Annotated in this window: 22 protein-coding genes and 5 tRNA genes; 21 read left to right on the top strand and 6 right to left on the bottom strand. The window is 42.7% G+C overall.

All coding sequences use genetic code 11. The features are described 5' to 3' along the window. Positions 1-23 precede the first annotated feature (23 nt). From D890_RS0104105 to D890_RS0104010, 21 genes are all read left to right on the top strand, one after another. Positions 24-99, top strand: a tRNA-Thr gene (locus tag D890_RS0104105). Between the two features lie 242 nt (positions 100-341). Further along, positions 342-427, top strand: a tRNA-Tyr gene (locus D890_RS0104100). A 5-nt stretch (positions 428-432) separates the two neighbouring features. Next, positions 433-508, top strand: a tRNA-Gly gene (locus D890_RS0104095). A gap of 5 nt (positions 509-513) precedes the next feature. Next, positions 514-589: transfer RNA gene (locus tag D890_RS0104090), tRNA-Thr, on the top strand. Between the two features lie 39 nt (positions 590-628). Further along, positions 629-1,846 (top strand): elongation factor Tu, encoded by a 1,218-nt coding sequence (gene tuf, locus D890_RS0104085; RefSeq protein ID WP_018963249.1) that lies wholly within the window; start codon positions 629-631, stop codon positions 1,844-1,846. 10 nt (positions 1,847-1,856) lie between these two features. Next, positions 1,857-2,006 (top strand): 50S ribosomal protein L33, encoded by a 150-nt coding sequence (gene rpmG / locus D890_RS07855; RefSeq protein ID WP_040363485.1) that lies wholly within the window; start codon positions 1,857-1,859, stop codon positions 2,004-2,006. Positions 2,007-2,012: 6 nt separating this feature from the next. Beyond that, positions 2,013-2,088: transfer RNA gene (locus D890_RS0104080), tRNA-Trp, on the top strand. Between the two features lie 25 nt (positions 2,089-2,113). Beyond that, on the top strand, positions 2,114-2,332 hold the full coding sequence (gene secE, locus D890_RS0104075; RefSeq protein ID WP_018963248.1) for a preprotein translocase subunit SecE: 219 nt from the start codon (positions 2,114-2,116) through the stop codon (positions 2,330-2,332). A gap of 19 nt (positions 2,333-2,351) precedes the next feature. Next, positions 2,352-2,900: a transcription termination/antitermination protein NusG gene (gene nusG, locus D890_RS0104070; protein WP_018963247.1), complete on the top strand. Its 549-nt coding sequence runs from the start codon at positions 2,352-2,354 to the stop codon at positions 2,898-2,900. 25 nt (positions 2,901-2,925) lie between these two features. Continuing rightward, positions 2,926-3,351: a 50S ribosomal protein L11 gene (gene rplK / locus D890_RS0104065; RefSeq protein ID WP_018963246.1), complete on the top strand. Its 426-nt coding sequence runs from the start codon at positions 2,926-2,928 to the stop codon at positions 3,349-3,351. Positions 3,352-3,421: 70 nt separating this feature from the next. Then, a complete protein-coding gene (gene rplA, locus D890_RS0104060) occupies positions 3,422-4,129 on the top strand; it encodes a 50S ribosomal protein L1 (RefSeq protein ID WP_018963245.1) in 708 nt (235 codons plus the stop codon). A 140-nt stretch (positions 4,130-4,269) separates the two neighbouring features. Continuing rightward, the gene (gene rplJ, locus D890_RS0104055; RefSeq protein WP_018963244.1) at positions 4,270-4,809 is read left to right on the top strand and encodes a 50S ribosomal protein L10; all 540 of its coding nucleotides are present in this window, start codon (positions 4,270-4,272) and stop codon (positions 4,807-4,809) included. Between the two features lie 19 nt (positions 4,810-4,828). Further along, positions 4,829-5,203, top strand: coding sequence for a 50S ribosomal protein L7/L12 (gene rplL, locus D890_RS0104050; RefSeq protein WP_018963243.1), 375 nt, complete (start codon positions 4,829-4,831; stop codon positions 5,201-5,203). A gap of 101 nt (positions 5,204-5,304) precedes the next feature. Further along, a complete protein-coding gene (locus D890_RS0104045; protein WP_018963242.1) occupies positions 5,305-5,814 on the top strand; it encodes a ribosome maturation factor RimP in 510 nt (169 codons plus the stop codon). Continuing rightward, the gene (locus D890_RS0104040; RefSeq protein WP_018963241.1) at positions 5,774-6,808 is read left to right on the top strand and encodes a NusA N-terminal domain-containing protein; all 1,035 of its coding nucleotides are present in this window, start codon (positions 5,774-5,776) and stop codon (positions 6,806-6,808) included. The genes D890_RS0104045 and D890_RS0104040 overlap by 41 nt, the downstream gene beginning before the upstream one ends. Further along, positions 6,798-8,558 (top strand): translation initiation factor IF-2, encoded by a 1,761-nt coding sequence (infB, locus tag D890_RS0104035; protein WP_018963240.1) that lies wholly within the window; start codon positions 6,798-6,800, stop codon positions 8,556-8,558. Before D890_RS0104040 ends, infB begins: the two co-directional genes overlap by 11 nt. A gap of 2 nt (positions 8,559-8,560) precedes the next feature. Then, on the top strand, positions 8,561-8,842 hold the full coding sequence (locus tag D890_RS0104030) for a DUF503 domain-containing protein (protein WP_018963239.1): 282 nt from the start codon (positions 8,561-8,563) through the stop codon (positions 8,840-8,842). Positions 8,843-8,864: 22 nt separating this feature from the next. Further along, complete coding sequence (rbfA, locus tag D890_RS0104025; protein ID WP_018963238.1) at positions 8,865-9,248, top strand: 30S ribosome-binding factor RbfA; 384 nt, start codon at positions 8,865-8,867, stop codon at positions 9,246-9,248. Then, positions 9,211-10,425: a DHH family phosphoesterase gene (locus tag D890_RS0104020; protein WP_245533138.1), complete on the top strand. Its 1,215-nt coding sequence runs from the start codon at positions 9,211-9,213 to the stop codon at positions 10,423-10,425. The genes rbfA and D890_RS0104020 overlap by 38 nt, the downstream gene beginning before the upstream one ends. Continuing rightward, positions 10,413-11,276: a pseudouridine synthase family protein gene (locus tag D890_RS0104015; protein WP_018963236.1), complete on the top strand. Its 864-nt coding sequence runs from the start codon at positions 10,413-10,415 to the stop codon at positions 11,274-11,276. The genes D890_RS0104020 and D890_RS0104015 overlap by 13 nt, the downstream gene beginning before the upstream one ends. Further along, a complete protein-coding gene (locus tag D890_RS0104010; RefSeq protein ID WP_018963235.1) occupies positions 11,267-12,217 on the top strand; it encodes a riboflavin kinase in 951 nt (316 codons plus the stop codon). The genes D890_RS0104015 and D890_RS0104010 overlap by 10 nt, the downstream gene beginning before the upstream one ends. Here the strand turns inward: D890_RS0104010 and hypB are convergent. The 6 genes from hypB to hypF are packed head-to-tail and all read right to left on the bottom strand — an operon-like array spanning position 12,175 to position 17,687. After that, positions 12,175-12,894 (bottom strand): hydrogenase nickel incorporation protein HypB, encoded by a 720-nt coding sequence (gene hypB, locus D890_RS0104005; protein ID WP_018963234.1) that lies wholly within the window; start codon positions 12,892-12,894, stop codon positions 12,175-12,177. The two genes, D890_RS0104010 and hypB, sit on opposite strands and share 43 nt — an antisense overlap. Then, on the bottom strand, positions 12,884-13,249 hold the full coding sequence (locus D890_RS0104000) for a hydrogenase maturation nickel metallochaperone HypA/HybF (RefSeq protein ID WP_018963233.1): 366 nt from the start codon (positions 13,247-13,249) through the stop codon (positions 12,884-12,886). Before D890_RS0104000 ends, hypB begins: the two co-directional genes overlap by 11 nt. A 7-nt stretch (positions 13,250-13,256) precedes the next feature. Then, the gene (hypE, locus tag D890_RS0103995) at positions 13,257-14,225 is read right to left on the bottom strand and encodes a hydrogenase expression/formation protein HypE (RefSeq protein WP_018963232.1); all 969 of its coding nucleotides are present in this window, start codon (positions 14,223-14,225) and stop codon (positions 13,257-13,259) included. After that, positions 14,218-15,270, bottom strand: coding sequence for a hydrogenase formation protein HypD (gene hypD, locus D890_RS0103990; protein WP_026291310.1), 1,053 nt, complete (start codon positions 15,268-15,270; stop codon positions 14,218-14,220). The genes hypE and hypD overlap by 8 nt, the downstream gene beginning before the upstream one ends. Beyond that, positions 15,242-15,475 carry a HypC/HybG/HupF family hydrogenase formation chaperone gene (locus D890_RS0103985; protein ID WP_026291309.1) on the bottom strand — a complete coding sequence of 78 codons (234 nt, stop codon included), beginning with the start codon at positions 15,473-15,475 and terminating at the stop codon, positions 15,242-15,244. Before D890_RS0103985 ends, hypD begins: the two co-directional genes overlap by 29 nt. Then, positions 15,438-17,687 (bottom strand): carbamoyltransferase HypF, encoded by a 2,250-nt coding sequence (gene hypF, locus D890_RS0103980; RefSeq protein ID WP_018963229.1) that lies wholly within the window; start codon positions 17,685-17,687, stop codon positions 15,438-15,440. The genes D890_RS0103985 and hypF overlap by 38 nt, the downstream gene beginning before the upstream one ends. Positions 17,688-17,824 lie beyond the last annotated feature (137 nt).

Genomic DNA, 17,824 nt, shown 5'->3' with positions numbered 1-17,824 from the left:
CATGCTTTATAATAAAAAACAGTGCCGGCGTAGCTCAATCGGCAGAGCGGCTGATTTGTAATCAGCAGGTTTTGGGTTCAAGTCCCAACGCCGGCTCCATTGTTTCTCCTCATCGCTTCCTTTGTTTAATGTACAATTGCTCGCTCAACCGTTCATGCTTGGGCGAACAGAAGAATCCATCGGAGTTCTAAATAGCGTAAGAGCCGGTATCGTTCATTTTGGTACTTGAATTGAGGAATCACTGATGATATATTATTAACAGTGATGTTCCATGCTTGTTTGTTCAGCATGGCAGAAAGCATGTGACGACCATATGTTATAATATGGTCTGTGCCAAGTTCGGGGAGGTTGCCGAGCGGCCAAAGGCAAGGGACTGTAAATCCCTCGGCGGAAGCCTTCGGTGGTTCGAATCCACCCCTCCCCACCAAAAGAGCGGGAGTAGCTCAGTTGGTAGAGCATCAGCCTTCCAAGCTGAGGGTCGCGGGTCCGAGTCCCGTCTCCCGCTCCACGTGAGCCCAGGTAGCTCAGTCGGCAGAGCGTTTCCTTGGTAAGGAAAAGGCCACCGGTTCAAGTCCGGTCCTGGGCTCCAGTATTGGTTCTAACAAGTGTCGAGGAGGAGTGAAGAGTAATGGCGAAAGAGAAATTCGAGAGGACGAAACCGCACGTAAATGTAGGGACGATAGGTCACATAGACCATGGGAAGACGACGCTGACGGCGGCTATGACGCAGACATTGGCAGCAGTAGGATATGCGAAGCCGATGGGATATTACGACATAGATAAGGCGCCAGAAGAGAAAGCGCGTGGAATCACAATAAACATAACGCACGTAGAATATGAGACAGACAAGAGGCACTATGCACACATAGATTGTCCAGGGCACGCAGACTACATAAAGAACATGATCACAGGTGCTGCGCAGATGGACGGAGCGATATTGGTAGTAGCGGCTACAGATGGAGTTATGCCTCAGACGAGGGAGCACGTGTTGTTGGCGAGGCAGGTAAACGTGCCAGCGATGGTAGTGTTCATAAACAAGACAGATATGGTAGATGATCCTGAGCTGGTAGAGTTAGTAGAGATGGAAGTACGGGATTTATTGAACAAGTACGGATTTCCAGGTGATGAGGTACCAGTAATAAAGGGATCAGCATTAAAGGCATTAGAAGTACTGAACAAGAATCCCCAGACGAAGCGTGGGGAAGATGCATGGGTAGACAGCATATGGGAACTAATCGATGCGATGGACAGTTACATACCAGATCCTGTAAGGGAGATAGACAAACCGTTCCTGATGCCAATAGAAGACGTATTTAGCATAACAGGAAGAGGGACCGTAGTAACAGGAAGAGTAGAGCGAGGGAAACTGAAAGCAGGAGAAGAAGTAGAGATAGTAGGATTAAGGGGCGGAGAACGGAAGACGGTAGTAACAGGGATAGAGATGTTCAGGAAGACGCTGGATGAAGCTATGGCAGGAGACAATGTAGGGTTATTGTTAAGAGGCATAGGGAAAGAGGAAGTAGAAAGAGGAGAAGTAATAGCGAAGCCAGGGTCAGTGAAGCCATACACGAAGTTTAGGGCGCAGGTATACGTGTTGAAGAAAGAGGAAGGTGGAAGGCATACACCATTCTTCAACGGATACAGGCCACAGTTTTACATAAGGACAACAGACGTAACAGGGTCCATAAAACTAGACGAAGGAGTAGAGATGGTAATGCCGGGAGACAATGCAGAGTTTGAAGTAGAACTAATATACCCGGTAGCATTGGAAGAAGGACTACGGTTTGCAATACGTGAAGGTGGAAGAACCGTAGGAGCCGGTGTTATCACCAAGCTCTTGGAATAGGTGATTATATATGAGAGTGCTGGTAACATTAGAATGTACAGAGTGTGGGCACAGAAATTACCACACGGAGAAAGATAAAACAAAAAATAATGATAGATTGCAGTTTAAGAAATACTGCCCTAATTGCAAGAAACACACGTTGCACAAGGAAACAAGATAGGGTTGAAGGGGCGTAGCTCAATTGGCAGAGCAGCGGACTCCAAATTCGCAGGCTGGGGGTTCAACTCCCTCCGCCCCTGCCAATATTCTAATGAATGGTGATGCTAAATGGCTGAAAAACGAGTGACTGAAAAACGGACGTGGGGCACATCTATAAGGAACTTTTTCCATAGTGCCAGGGTTGAGCTCGGAAGGGTTAGTTGGCCCTCTAGACAACAGACGATCAATGCTGTGTTGGCTATCATCGTATTTTCTGGTATTTGGGCTGCACTGGTTACTGTATTGGATATGGGGTTTGCCAGACTATTGCCTCTGTTGATGAAATGATAAAAGGACAAATGCTGATATGAAAAAATGGTATATCGTAACAACTGTCCACGGCAAAGAATCTCCAGTTGCAGAGGCTATTAAGCTTAGAGCGGAAAATGCTGGTAATACGTCAATAACGGATGTATTAGTGCCTAAAGAGTGGAGACTTGAGTATCGCGGCAAAAAACCTAAACCAGAGAGGGTACAGAGGGTTATATATCCTGGTTATGTTTTTGTAGAAGTCGAAGTAGATCCTGAAAAGGGTGTCATTGATCCGGAAACATGGTCACTCATACGCTATACTCCAGGAGTTAGAGGTTTTATATCAACTCCAGATCATACACCGATACCCGTACAAGATAACGAAATGGAAAAAGTCTTGCAGAAGAGTAGAGAACAAGAAGCTGTTAAAGTTGACTTACAAACAGGCGATGAAGTTGAAGTGCGTGACGGTGCTCTGAAAGGTCTCTCTGGTGTAGTTGTGGATGTTGATCACGAAAAACAGAAAGTCTTTGTTAAGATAAGTATGTTTGGTAGGGAAGTTGTCTCAGACCTTGACGCTGTGCAAGTAAGAAAGAAAAGTTAACCGAGAAATTAAGAGGTGATTGGCATTGGCTAAGAAAATAACTGCTCAGTTTAGGCTGTTGCTACCTGCCGGTAAAGCCACTCCAGCTCCGCCAGTTGGTCCTGCATTAGGACAACGTGGCGTGAACATAATGGAGTTTATCAAGCGTTTCAATGCGGCAACGGCGAATATCGGTGATGTGTTGGTACCAGTAGACGTAACGGTATATGCTGACAAGAGCTTTACTTTTGAAGTAAGGACTCCACCGGCGTCTGTTCTACTTAAAAAGGCCGCGAAGGTGGAAAAGGGTTCTGGCGAGCCTAATAAAGTCCATGTTGGTAAGGTCACAAGGGCGCAGGTTGAAGATATTGCTAAGCAAAAGATGAGAGATTTGAATACTGATGACATTGAAGCTGCTGTGCGTATTGTTGAAGGTACAGCGCGAAGCATGGGCATAGAGGTTATTGAATAAGCACGGTTCGTGAAGGTAATTCGTGGGAGAGCACACAGTGCTCGGTAAACCACAGGAGGTGAATAGAAATATGGCTAAGAGATTGACGCAATTATTGGAACAATATGACTTGAGCAAAGTTTATAGCCCATCAGAGGCTGTGGAACTTGTCAAGAAACTGGCTACTGCGAAGTTTGATGAAACAGTAGAAGCTCATTACAAGCTTGGAATAAACCCAAAGTATCCAGAGCAAAATGTGCGTTTTACTGTCATTCTTCCGCATGGTACAGGAAAAACTGTAAGGGTACTTGTCCTCGCAAAAGGCGAAAAGGTAACCGAAGCTACAAATGCTGGTGCTGATTACGTTGGCGCGGATGACATGGTTCAAAGGATTCAAGACGGCTGGTTGGACTTTGATGTCGTTATTGCCACGCCCGATATGATGGGTACTGTAGGACGTTTGGGAAAAATTCTTGGACCTCGTGGCTTAATGCCTAACCCAAAAACAGGCACAGTAACGATGGATATTGAAAGGACAGTTAAAGAATTCAAAGCTGGTAAAGTTGAAGTTAGAAATGATAAAACCGGTAATGTCCATGTTCCCATTGGAAAGGCAAGCTTTGACGCTCAGATGCTTTTGGATAACTTTTATGCAGTGACTGCTGCTATTGTTCATGCAAAACCTGCTACGTCCAAGGGTACTTACGTTAAGGCTGTGTCAATGTGCAGTACCATGGGACCATCTGTAAAGATGGATCCGAGACAGACTGTTGAGGAGTCATTAAAGAAACAAGCTTAGTATGTTAAAATATTAGTGCAAAAAAAGCCGAAGAAGTCGGTTTTAAATGCCCGTAAGGGCTACCGGCGGAGGTTGTTGAGTGGAAAAATGAAAGGCCACCGGCATACCGTCGGTGGCCTTTTTGATAAGGAGGTGATACGTTGACATATGTAACCAGGATACGGCCAGAGAAAGAAGAATTGGTTTCTCAACTAAAGGACTGGTTGGAAGCCAGTCAAAGTGTTGTGTTCTTTTCATTTGAAGGCCTCACAAGCAAAGATATGCAAGCTATGAGAGCTGACCTAAAAAAGGATAACCTGCTGGTAAAGGTTATCAAGAACAGTTTGTTGGAGCTTGCCTTAAAAGACCGTGGTCTTACTGTAGATGGCTCTTTATTTAAAGGAACAACAGCGATTTTGTTATCAAACACGGATGAATTGGCGGCATTTAAGGCGTTCGCGGATCAAGCGAAAAAACATGAGGCTTTAAAACCAAAGGGTGGAATTCTAGAAGGCCGTTGGGTTCCAGCTTCAGAAATTGATGCTGTTGCTGCTCTTCCCGGTAGGCAAGAGCTTTATGCTCAGGTTGTCGGGGCAGTTGCTTCCCCGATCAGGGGTCTTGTTACAGTCCTTTCAGGCCCTTACAGGAACTTAGTTTATGCATTGCAAGCAGTAAAAGAAAAAAAGGAACAAGCTGCATAATAAAGGAGGTAATTAAAACATGACTGTAGAAGAAATCGTTAGTGAAATTGAAAAAATGCCCGTTTCTCAGTTGGCAGAGCTGGTAAAGGCTCTTGAGGACAAATTTGGTGTTTCAGCGGCTATGCCTATGGCGGTAGCTGCCCCTGCAGCGGCTGCAGCAGCCGCTCCTGCAGAAGAAGAGAAGACTTCTTTTGATGTAGTGCTTAAAGAAGCTGGCGCGAAGAAGTTAGAGGTCATTAAGGTTGTTCGCGAAATTACTGGCCTTGGTCTTAAAGAAGCAAAAGATCTAGTCGAGAGCGCTCCGAAGCCAATTAAAGAAGGAGCGACAAAAGAAGAAGCAGAGGATTTGAAGAAGAAACTTGAAGAGGTAGGAGCAGTAATAGAACTTAAGTAATTTCTTTGCAAAGCGTTTGTTAACAGTATATAATGTAGAAAGAAGAAGTGGGGCCGAGCGTCCCACTTCTTCTTTATAAGTTACTTGAGGAGTGAGTGAATATGTTGCCACCAAAGGAAAAAACAGATTTAATGCAAGAAATGTCCAAGATAATTACTGCCAGAGGTTTTTATTTTGTCGACTTCGAAGAGCGTACTGAAAAGGGATCGCACATATTATCAGTAGTCATACATAAGGAACCTTCGGTGACCATAGGCGATTGTGAGAACATTACAAAAGCTCTTTTACCGCTACTGGAGAGTAAGCCTTGGTTTGGAGATAATGACCAGTTAGAGGTTACGAGCCCTGGCTTAGATAGAGTATTAAAACGGGAAGAGGAATATGAAATATTTAAAGGTCGAAAAGTTGATATAACTTTTACCAGGGACGAAAATGTACAGACGTTAAGAGCAACCTTGGTTGGGAAAGATAATGAGGATGTCATTGTAGACGTAGATGGAACTTATTACCGTATTCCCTTCAACCGTATCCGTAAAGCAAAATTGGTCTTCGAAGAAGGAGGGGAAAAGCATGGAAAAAAACAAAAACGAAGCCATAGAAAAAGCGCTTAGTGAATATGTTAGGCAGCTATCCAATGATTTGGATTTGTCTGCCGAGGAAGTGTTAGATGCGCTTAAAGATGCACTTTTATCTGCTGTAAGGAAAGAACTTGATATACCTAAAGAAGAGGCTTCAAATGCAATAAGAATAGAAGGAAATGGTTCGAACTTAAAAGTTCTTGTTATGAGGCAATACTGCGACAACGGTATATGTGAGGATGAAGCATTAGAGGATTGGGTAGAATTCCCCCTCAGTAGTTTAAGCAGAGTCTCTGTGCAAACTGCTGAGAATACATTAAAGAATAGAATGAACGAAAAAAGCAAAGAAAAAGCTATAAAGAGGATTGCTCAATTTGCAGGAGAAGTAGTAACAGCAAAAGTTATAAGAAAGGACCCGAAAACGCGATTAGTGTTATTGGACGTAGATGGTGTCGAATGCGTGCTGGAGCCGGCTGACCAGTTGCCAACAGACAGGTACATTCCTGGAGAAACGATAAGATGTCTGGTTCTGGGCGCAAAAAACATACCCCAGTATGGCCAAGGAGTATCCTTGTCCCGCTCTTCACCAGAACTACTAAGGGCGCTTTTTACATTAGAAGTTCCTGAAGTTGCCGATGGAGTTGTACGAATTATGGGCGTGGCTAGGAAACCCGGTAGACGCTCAAAAGTAGCAGTGATGAGTATAGATCCGCGTTTGGATCCTCAAGGAGCTTGTATAGGTTACAAAGGGCAACGCATACAAGCTATTTCCAAAAGTCTTGCTAATGAGAAAATTGACGTAGTAAGATGGGATACAGATCCTGTGAAGCTCATAGAAAACGTTCTTTCGCCTGGCAAGGTAGATAAGGTAGAGATCACTGATCCCAAGAGCAAAATAGCGCTTGTGCATACTTCCTCCGATAACATAAAGGTAGTGGTCGGCGAAGATGGAGAAAACGTCGAGCTGGCTGAGCAATTAACGGGATGGACAATTGACGTGAGGGAAGGTGATGCTGATGAAAATTAGGGTTTATCAACTGGCGAAAGAAATTGGAGTTCCCTCCAAGCAACTGGTAGAAGAGCTAAAGAAGCTCGGTATAGATATAGTATCTTATCAATCTACCGTAGATGAAGAAACAGCCGATTTACTTAGGGAACTTTTAAAAAATGAACCTAAAAGCGAGCAAATGAGTTCTTCTACAGGTGAAAGTGAGAGCAAAAAAGAAAATGTGAGTAGTGGAGTAAGTAAAACAGAAGAAAAGCCTAAAAAACTAGCACCAAAAAGACCGCCAATAGTAACCGTGATGGGTCATGTTGACCATGGAAAAACGACTTTACTCGATGCTATCCGACGTACGCATGTTGCTGAAAAGGAAGTAGGCGGCATAACTCAGTCCATTGGTGCTTCAGTCGCGGAATACAAAGGGCAAAAGATCGTTTTCATAGATACGCCTGGGCACGAAGCCTTCACAGAGATGAGGGCCAGAGGTGCCATGGTAACAGACATTGTCGTACTGGTCGTTGCTGCTGATGAAGGCGTAATGCCGCAAACAGTTGAAGCATTGAACCATGCTAAAGCGGCCGGGGTCTCGATCATTGTTGCTTTGAACAAAATGGATAGACCTGGTGCTAACCCAGACAGGGTTATGAATCAATTAGCATCTATGGGTCTTATTCCAGAAAGTTGGGGCGGAGATACCATATATGTCCCCGTTTCTGCGATCAAAGGAGAGGGCATTGAAGATTTACTAGAGGCAATACTGCTCATAGCAGACTTACTGGATTTAAGAGGAGATCCCAAAGCTCCATTGAAGGCATATGTTATAGAGTCTCGCTTAGATAAAGGAAGAGGGCCTCTGGCTACTGTGGTTGTTAGGGAAGGAACGCTCCACGTTGGTGATTTTGTAGTTGTGGGAACCACACATGGGAAAATCAGAGCTATGTTCGATGATAAAGGGAAGAGTATTTCATCAGTTGGTCCTTCTATGCCAGCTGAGATTATGGGACTTGAAGATGTGCCAGAAGCGGGTACACCGGTCATACAGGTAAATACACAAGAAGAAGCCGAGAAACTTTCACATGGCAATGCTGACGAAGAGCGTGATAAACAACAAAAGAGCCGGAAGCAGTTCTCATTGGAAGAAATACTAAGTAGATCTGAAGAGGCACGGCCTGTTTTAAACATAATATTGAAAGCGGATACAGCAGGTTCTTTGGAGGCCGTTCAGAACGCTTTGCTAAGATTAGAAAAAGGTGAAGTGGACTTAAACATCATACACGCTGGTGTGGGAGCTATATCTGAAGGTGATGTAATACTTGCTGAAGCGTCCAAGGCAATAATCGTCGGTTTCAATGTGAGGCCCGTAGGTAAGACAAACAAGCTCATTGATGAAAAGGGTATTCAAGTATTGACCTATCGTATCATATATGATCTTGTCGATGATGTATCAAACATGCTTAAAGGTCTTATAAAGCCGAAGGAAGTCGAGGTCATTCTTGGACACGCTGAAGTTCGACGAACATTCCGAGTTCCACGAGTAGGAACAGTGGCTGGTTGTTACGTTACTGATGGAAAGATAACAAGAAACGGAAAGGTACGTGTTCTTAGAAATGGTATCATCGTAGCTGAAAGTGGCATAGCCAGCTTGAAGCGTTTCAAAGATGATGTGAGGGAAGTAGCTCAAGGATTTGAGTGTGGAATCGGGTTGGACAATTTTCATGACATCAAGGAAGGCGATATCTTCGAAGTTTACACTATTCAGGAGGAAACGGCCTAACTATGTTCGTGGGAACACTAAAGCTAACGCTTTTAATAGCAGGTTCGCGAACATTGAAAGATAAACGCCAAGTTGTGAGGTCGATCTTGGATACTGTTAAGGCACGTCGAAACATGTCAACTGCGGAAATAGGTAGTTTAGATAATACATCGGTGGCAGAACTTGGTTTTGCCACCGTGGGTAACCAAATGCAAAAAGTGCGCGAATCTATTGAATGGGTAATTGACTTTGTTGAGAACAATTACGAATTAGAAATCATTGATAAAGATATAAACATTTACTGATTTGCAGTGAGGAGTGATATAAATGAAACCCCTACGCAAAGAGCGTCTTCAAGAAGCCATTAAGGAAGAACTTTCAAAAAAACTCCTTGAGGACATGAACGATGAACGTCTGCGTCTTATTACGATTACCGACGTTGAAATCTCACAGGATCAAAAATACTTAAAAGTATTTTTCTCTACAATGCCTGGTCAAGATGCAGAACAGATCCTCTCTTCACTAGAAAAGGCAAAAGGTTATATAAGTGGTGAAATATCGAGGACATTAAGAATGCGGTTTGCTCCTGAGATTAAATTCGAAGTCGATGATTCGATCGAAAGAGGCGTTCGCATGGTGAGACTTCTAGAAGATCTGGAGGGTAAAAAAGACGTTGACAGTAACCAATCTGATGGAGAGGATAAAAAATAGTAGGCAGGGAATAAGTATCGTTACCCATGAACGGCCAGACGTAGATGCTTTGGGGTCATGCTCTGGATTAGGATGGGTATTTCATCAAATGGGACTCCCTACTAATATAACTGTAGAATCATGGGTTTCTTTCTCTCGAAAACTGCGTCCTTATAACAATGCAGACTCGGTGGATTTACAAGTGGTTGTTGATGTTCATGAACCAGAAAGAACTTTTGGCTTTAATGATGTGTTGCCAACTATAATAGTTGACCATCATTCGCCAAGTAAGAATTTCAACGGAAATGCCATCATCGACCCAGCAAGTTGTGCTACTGCGTCCTTACTTACTGAGCTGTTTACAGACCAGCTGGATAAGAGATCTGCTACTTGTTTTTTGGCTGGAACGTTAGCTGATACAGGAGTGCTTGCTTATAGTAATGTTGATGTTCGTTGCTTGGATGACGTAATAACCTTGGTAGATACGGGCGCACAATGGGACGAAGCATATAAGGAAGCAACAAAGATTTGCGGTATCGTTCAGGCTAAACGCGTTGCCATGCTTTTGTCTAAAGTAATAGAGTATAAACCAGGTATTTTCATACTGACGATAAACAGAGAGGACCGCATAGAAAATGGGTACACAGATTCCGATTTCAGCATAGCTCTATCCATAATGCAATGGATAGGAAAAGGTTTTCTGTTTGCAACAATGCGTGAGGCCGAAGATGGCAAGTTTGTTAACCTCTCTTTTCGTTCCAGAGAGCCTTTTGAGGCAATAAAATACGCTTTGGCTTTCGGTGGAGGGGGACATAGAATGGCTGCTGCTGCTAAGATAAGTGAACCTTTGGTGGGATGCCTGCCACGGGTGGAATCTTTGATAGATCAAGATGCAGCAACAACGAATTATATAGCTGACGAAAAAGTCAGAGATATTGATATGGAATTAGCTGAAATGTACAGGCGTACTGATCTACTCAGCAATGGCATTGATATCAACGGTTTGAAAACGATACGGAGTTTATTGGAAAAGGGCGCACGCGCAGAAGAAGCTGCTAAAATAGTTCGGCAAAAAATAGACTTAAATGCAATCCATTCTTTAGCCCAATGGGTCTTGAAAAGTGACGATTTATCGGACTACAGCAGTTTTTTGGAGCGCATTTTCGCTCGGCAGGTAGACAAAACGTGTTTAGTTTAGACGGTATTATTTGGGGTATCAAACCGCGGGGTTTGAAACCCATGGCATATGTGGAGAAAGCTAAAACCTATTTGGGTGCTAAAAAAGTTGGTTATGTTGGTGCTTTGGATCCTTATGCTTGTGGAGTAATGCCACTATGCCTTGGGAAGGCATGCAAGTTTGCAGATTATTTCCATTCGCTTACAAAGTCTTATTTGGCTTTACTTTCTTTTGGTGTTCAGACTGATTCTTGGGACAGAACTGGCAAAGTCCAGTTCTCTACGGACGAAAGGTCTTCTGCTGATGATTTTTTCTCCTGTTTGGGAAATCTCAAAGGTACCATAGAATATCCTGTACCACCGCTTTCATCAAAGAAAGTAAACGGACATCGTTTATATGATTTGTTCTATGATGGCAAACCCGTTCTAGATTTAACAGGTGAAGCGGAAGTTAGCAGGACTATTGTCTTTGGGGTGGAAGAATCTTCACAGGGATTAGAAAAAGCATTAGTATTCTTTGAAGTTAGCAAAGGTACATACATCAGGGGTTTGGCAAAGAAGATTGGCGACTGCTTGAATGTGCCGTGTATTGTTTCTGAGCTGGTTAGAACCAATGTAGGTTGTGTTGGGTTGGCAAATGCTGTCTCTTTAGAACAAATTACACCCAATGATGTCGTTGCGATAGCTGACGCTCTTTATTTTATGCCTGCCACACAGATAGATGGATTGCAGGAGCAAAGATTGAAAAACGTGGGTGAAATACCATATTCTAACGATGCAAATGCGGGACTTACGAAAGTATTCTTGGAAGAACGCTTTTTAGGTGTAGCGAACATTGAAAAGGGAAAGATGGCGATGCAAACATGGTGGTAATGACTGTTGACAAGGAAATAGACGGAGTAGACGCTGTTGCTATTGGAGGTTTTGAGTCATTGCATGTCGGTCATAGAAAGCTCCTTAATCACTTAAGTGAATTTGATAAGAGTGCAGTGGTCACCTTTGATCCACTTCCCAAAGAGGCGTTAGGCTATACGTCGAGCCGTATTTTGCTTGAGGACGAACGTATCTGCGCTATATCTTCCATGGGAATTCAGATGATAGCCAAAATACCTTTTGACAAAATAAAAGATTTAGAGCCGTTTATCTTTTTGGACAACTATCTATCGTCAGTCGGTACAATCGTTGTAGGGGAAAATTTCCACTTTGGCAAAGATGCAAAAGGGGATATTGCTCTTTTGCACGAGTGGTGTGTAGCAAATGGCAAAGGATTGATCGTGGAACCGCTGTCTACGCTGAATGGTGAGACAATATCTACAAAATTAATAAAGTCATACATTCATCAAGGAAACGTCGAAAAAGCAATGGAGCTGCTTGGGTATCCTTATTTTTTGAAAGGGCAGAGAGTGGGAGGAAACAAAATTGGCCACAAATTAGGAATTCCCACAATAAACTTGCATTGGAATCAACATAAAACTCGGCCTCCTTATGGAGTTTATGACGGGTTACTAATAACGGAAAATTGGCATGGTCCTGCTTTAGCATCGTTTGGAAAGGCGCCCACATTTGACAGGAAAGATGTATTACTGGAAATATATGTTCCAGATGAACATATTGTCGTGGGAGAAGGACAGCAAGTCCTTTATGGCTTTCACCATTTTATAAGAGAAGAAGCAAGATTTGATACTCCACAAGCTTTGGTAGAGCAGATACACGCTGATGAGCAAGAATTGGCGAAAGATTCTCCATTAATAATGGAGAAAATCAATCAGCTCTATAAAGTATTCAAAAGTGATTGTCTTTTGTCCTTTAAGTAGTCTAATAGTGCATTTATGCTCTCTTTTTGCCTTGAACTAAAAAGAAACATCGGGACATGAGGGTTAATTTTCTGAACACTTAGCTGAAAATCTTGTGGGTCGAGCTGCATTGCATCTGATAGATCGGTTTTTGTGAGTACAATGGCAGAAGCTTTCATAAACATAGGAGGATACTTTATAGGTTTGTCAGGCCCTTCGGGAATAGAATAAACGACCAAGCGCTCATGCTCACCCAAATCAAAATCCGAAGGGCAGACCAAATTACCTACATTCTCTATAAAAACATACTCGGGTTTGTATTCGGCAAGTATTTGCAGTTTATCAGCAATCCATGGAGCCTCCAAGTGGCATGCAGACCCATAGACATCGGTATTTATTTGTACCACAGGTACACCCATTTTGGCAAACTCCACTGAATCTACAGAGGAGGCGATGTCGCCCTCCAACACAGCTGTTTTCAAAGAAGTACATAGCGTCTTGATTAAGGTTGTTTTTCCACTGCCTGGCGAACCCATAACATTGACGAGAAGAATACCTCTGTCAGTAAACAGATGATGGACATCGTGAGCAACTCTATTATTTGCATCAAGAATATCTTTACCTACATCTAAGCGCACAGTATCTTGAGGCGCACCATGCCCTTCCAAGTGTTCAAAAAGTCGCTGCCTAAACCTCATGTTTTTTGACCTCCTTTTCCATTTCTATATAATCAATTTCAAGTTCATTTCCACTGACAAATGTTACGTCACTGCTCCCACAACGGGGGCACCAAAACAGTTCCCTTGATGGTTCAAATAGCGTTTCACAGTTATTGCATTTGAAAAGTACAGGCTGAAGCGAAGTATGGAAAGTAACGTTTTTTAACCCTGACTCTGGTGCAAGTATGCCAAGGTAATATAGGAGCGAGTCGGGTACGATTCCTGACATCTTGCCAATTTTCAGCCCTACTGCGGTAACCAATTCCGGGCTTTTATTACCCAACAGTTCCAAGATTTCTTCAACAGCGTACTTTGCTACAGAATACTCATGCATAACCCTATCAGCATATCCTGGGGAGTATTTCCCCTGTTAAAGGTGGAACGAATGTTTCGTAATTGTCTACGACGCGAGTCACGCTTTTATGGTCAGAAGTTACTTCACCTATGATTCTACTGCCAGGGGCATGACTTAAGAGTTCATTTATCAATGCATCCGCATTGGAATTGTCCACTATGATAACCATACGCCCTTCGGATGCCAAATGGAGTGGTTCTAAACCTAACAGTTCGCAAACGCCCCTAACTTCTGGCTTTATAGGAATATCTTGGTCAAATAATCTAACTCCCAATGAAAAAGCGTTAGAAAACTCATGAAGAATAGTCCCTACACCGCCTCGGGTTGGATCTCTCATCCATTTTACATGGGAACCAAAGGAACTGATTGCAGGCGGCAACCAATATAGTGGTTCACAATCGCTTTCTATATCCGCTGTTAATTGATACTGATTTGAAGCTAAAAGCATGGCTACACCATGACGTGCTATGTCACCTGTAACAATGACTTTATCACCCACAACGGGTTCTCCAAAATCCATACATTTTCTACCTATACCTGCACTAGTAATAAAGACTTTATCAGCAGCACCTTTCTGAACAACCTTTGTGTCGCCTGTAACCACATGTACTCCACTCATTTCGGATAGATGGTGAATGTCCCTAGTGATTCTTCTTATTACATCTGTGTCTAATCCTTCTTCTATTATAAAGCTTAAAGCAAGAGCCATGGGTTCTGCTCCAACAGCGACCAAGTCGTTTATAGACCCACTAACCGCCAAAGATCCAATAGATCCACCCGGGAAAAAAGGAGGGTCTGCAACAAAACTATCAATGGTGAATGCTATACCATCAATAACAGCGGCGTCCCCATCGATTTTCTCTTTTAAATTTGGGAAAACTACGGTCTTTAAAAACTCGGCCATTTCTTCACCACCGCTGCCTACACTTAGAGGAATCTTATCCATGTTATCCATGAACTGCTTCGCCTCCATATCTGAACCATGCTGAACACGTGCCTTCTGAGGAAACCATACAAGGCCCTATAGGATTACGTGGTGTACAGACCTTTCCGAACAAAGGACAGTTTATCGGTTCTGTTGCACCAATAACAACATCAGCACACTTACATCCGGGTATTGGTTGGCTCTCAACGTCGTCCACAGGAAAAGCTTTTTCAGCGTCCACAGACGAAAACTTTTCTTTAAGCTTCATTGCGCTCTGTGGAATAAAACCTAAACCTCTCCAATATGCATCTGTCGGTTCAAAATACATATCAATCAGGTTTTGTGCCTCTTTGTTCCCACCATCTCTTACTACTTCTGGATACGCGTTCAACACACTGACCTGACCATGCAGAACGAGGTGCATGAGAAGGTTCAGTCCAAAAGCTAACTGATCTTTCGAAAAGCCAGTAACTACACCAGGAATATGATGTTTATATAGTAATGGTTCGTAGACATCCTTCCCGATAATTGCAGATACATGCCCAGGTAGAATTAGACCATCGACATTCACACGCTTAGAGCTCAAAAGGATATCTAACGCTGGAATTACTTTTTTATGGTTTATAAGAAAGTACAGGTTCTGCACATCTCGACTATTTACGGTGTCTTGGATAGCAACTGCCACTGCAGGCATGGTGGTTTCAAAACCGACGGCAAAAAAGACACATTGTTCTTCCTGATGCTCACGTGCATAAGATAGTGCATCGACGGGTGAATAAACGATTTGTACGTTCTTTCCTTCGCTTCTAAGCGTAGCCAAAGAACCGTATGGAGTAGGTACTCTAAGCATATCCCCAAAGGTCAATACTGTTACACTGTATGTTCTTGCCATAGTTATAATTTTGGCTAAATCTCTGTCGTCGGTAACACAAACGGGACATCCGGGACCGCTAATTAATCTCACCCAATCGGGAAGTGAGAAACGTATGCCAGTTCTGAACAACTCATGGGTATGCGTTCCACATACTTCCATCAGTACCGCGGGGTTATCTGAGGAAAATTTCCTGTTCGTCATTTAACTCTTTCCAAACTTCGAGTGTTTCTTTAGCTTCTTCCTCTTCCATTATTTCTATGGCCATACCAGCATGAATCATGACGTAGTCGCCAACTTTTACCCCTGGCACCACGTCAATCCTGATTTCTCTTTCCACATTCATAAACGTGGCAAGAGCCTTGTTACCATTAATTTCTTTTATCTGCATAGGTATTCCAAGACACATTATTATCAAACCTCCTTAAAACGTATGCTATTTGCCCTAAGGCGATACCGTTATCGTTCATAGGTACATTTCTGTTCCGAAAAACATGGAATCCTTTTTCTTTTAGTTTAAAGTATATATTCCCATAAAGCAGAGCATTTTGGAATGAACCTCCAGTAAGAACGATGTTTTCTCTGCCTATTCTTTCCAATATATTAACTGTCAAACTCACTACTGTATTATGAAATATCTTTGCTATGTCCGATTTATCATAGCCAGAATGAATAAGCGATATGACATTGTCTACTAAGTCTTTTGTGTTAATCACGTTGTTTTGTATGCTGACATTGTCAGAAAAATCACCTGTCTCATCACTCAACTCAGCAATCATTTGAAGCTCCTGTGCAGGCTGCCCTTCATATGTGGCATATGTGCATATATTCAACAAGGCTGAAACAGTGTCAAAAATGCGTCCCATACCGCAGGCTAATGGAGCACGCCATGTGCGTGCCAGCTCATTTACACGCTTTCCATTATTTCCGAAACGCTTTTCGGCTTCCAAAGGCGTTAGAAAAGCTGCTGCCAAGCGCCAAGGTTCTTTTATGGCTTTTTCTCCACCGACCAAAGGCATATAGTCAAAATGATAAAGACGTTCATAATTTGCAACGTCTATAAATAAGATTTCAGACCCCCATAGTTTACCATCATCTCCGTAGCCGGTACCATCATAGACAACTGCTACCGCTGAAGAAAGACGATTCTCCTCCATTGCGGATAGGGCATGGGCAACATGGTGTTGCACTTCTATCACAGGGAGTCCGGTATCATAAGCATATTTGTGCGAATAATAGGTGGGATGCTTGTCCGTTGCTACGACCTGAGGTTTGATTTGAAAGAGGTTTTTTAAGTGTTCTATTATGTTTTCGTAGACATTCATTGTCCGCGGGTTATCAAGGTCTCCAACATATTGTCCAAGTACAGCATAACCGTTTTTGGCTAACGCAGGCGTAGCTTTTTGATCGCCACCCGTTGCAAGTATGTTAGGACCAACATTACTGCTTAACTTAACAGGTAATGGTACATAACCTCTGCTTCTTCTTATTATGTGCGGGCCGTCAGTGAGTGTTTGAACTACGGAGTCGTCTACGTGTGTCACGATGGCCCGATCATGCGTCAGCACATATTCTGACATTTGCAGCAACTTTTCTATATCGGAATTCTCATAATAAATAACTTCGCCGTGCACATTAGCGGAAGTCATTACCAAGATAAAAGATGGTGGAAGCAAGTGTAGAAGCATGTGGTGTATAGGCGTATAAGGAAGCATGAAGCCTAAGTAGTTTTGTAAAGGCGCGACATTATCAGGCAATGTGCTTTCGGCTTTTTTCTTTAGTAGAACAATGGGGGCTGCACTTGAACGCAATAACGTTTCTTGTTCATCATTTACGAAACAATGCACTTTTATGGTATCTAATGCAGCCATAAGCGCGAAAGGTTCTTTCGGACGTCCCTTTAATTGGCGCAATTTCTCCACAGAGCTCTTATTAGTAGCATCACACGCCAATAAAAAGCCACCTAATCCTTTTATGGAAACAATGTGACCATTCAAAAGAAGATCAGCTGTTTTCATTAGCTGCTCGTCATCGATAATGTTCCCATCTTTAGACACTAAATATGTTTTAGGACCGCACTTGGGACAAGCAACGGGCTGCGCATGGAACCTTCTGTCCTTGGGGTCAGTATATTCGGTCTCGCATTCATGACACATGGGGAACGCCTTCATAGACGTGTTTGGTCTATCATAAGGAAGTTTTTCTATCACTGTATAGCGAGGGCCACAATTAGTGCAGTTTGTTAACGGATAGAGATATCGTCTATTGGTATTGTCAAAAATATCATTTACACAATCACTGCAAGTTGCTAGATCAGGGGGAATGAATGTAAATAAGTCTTCTGTGTTTTGCGATTTTAGTATTACGAACTTGTTTTCTCCATCGATTTCGTTTATATCAGAAACGTCAAATTCAATATAAAATGATCCGTGCGGTTTTTCATCATTCAATTTTTCCTCGAATGAATTTATGCACTGTTCTGGACCTTGAACTTCGATAGTTACCCCTTGTCCAGTGTTGAGAACGAATCCTGTCAAATTCAAATTCTGGGCGAGTCTTGCAACAAATGGCCTAAAACCAACACCTTGTACAATGCCATTAATTTTGTAGCGTTTTCTCATTCGGATTCAATTATAGCAGGTTAAAATAGTGATGATGATGTTGTTGCTTTTGCTGTTTAAAATTTAATAACGTGCTAAAATAGTTAAGGTTATTTTATCAACTACACAATAACTATATGCGGTAAAAGGGGGCGATA

Source organism: Coprothermobacter platensis DSM 11748 (assembly GCF_000378005.1).
Classification (GTDB): Bacteria; Coprothermobacterota; Coprothermobacteria; order Coprothermobacterales; family Coprothermobacteraceae; genus Coprothermobacter; species Coprothermobacter platensis.
The sequence above is the reverse complement of the archived record's forward strand: the minus strand, read 5'-3'. Positions and strand labels throughout refer to the sequence as shown.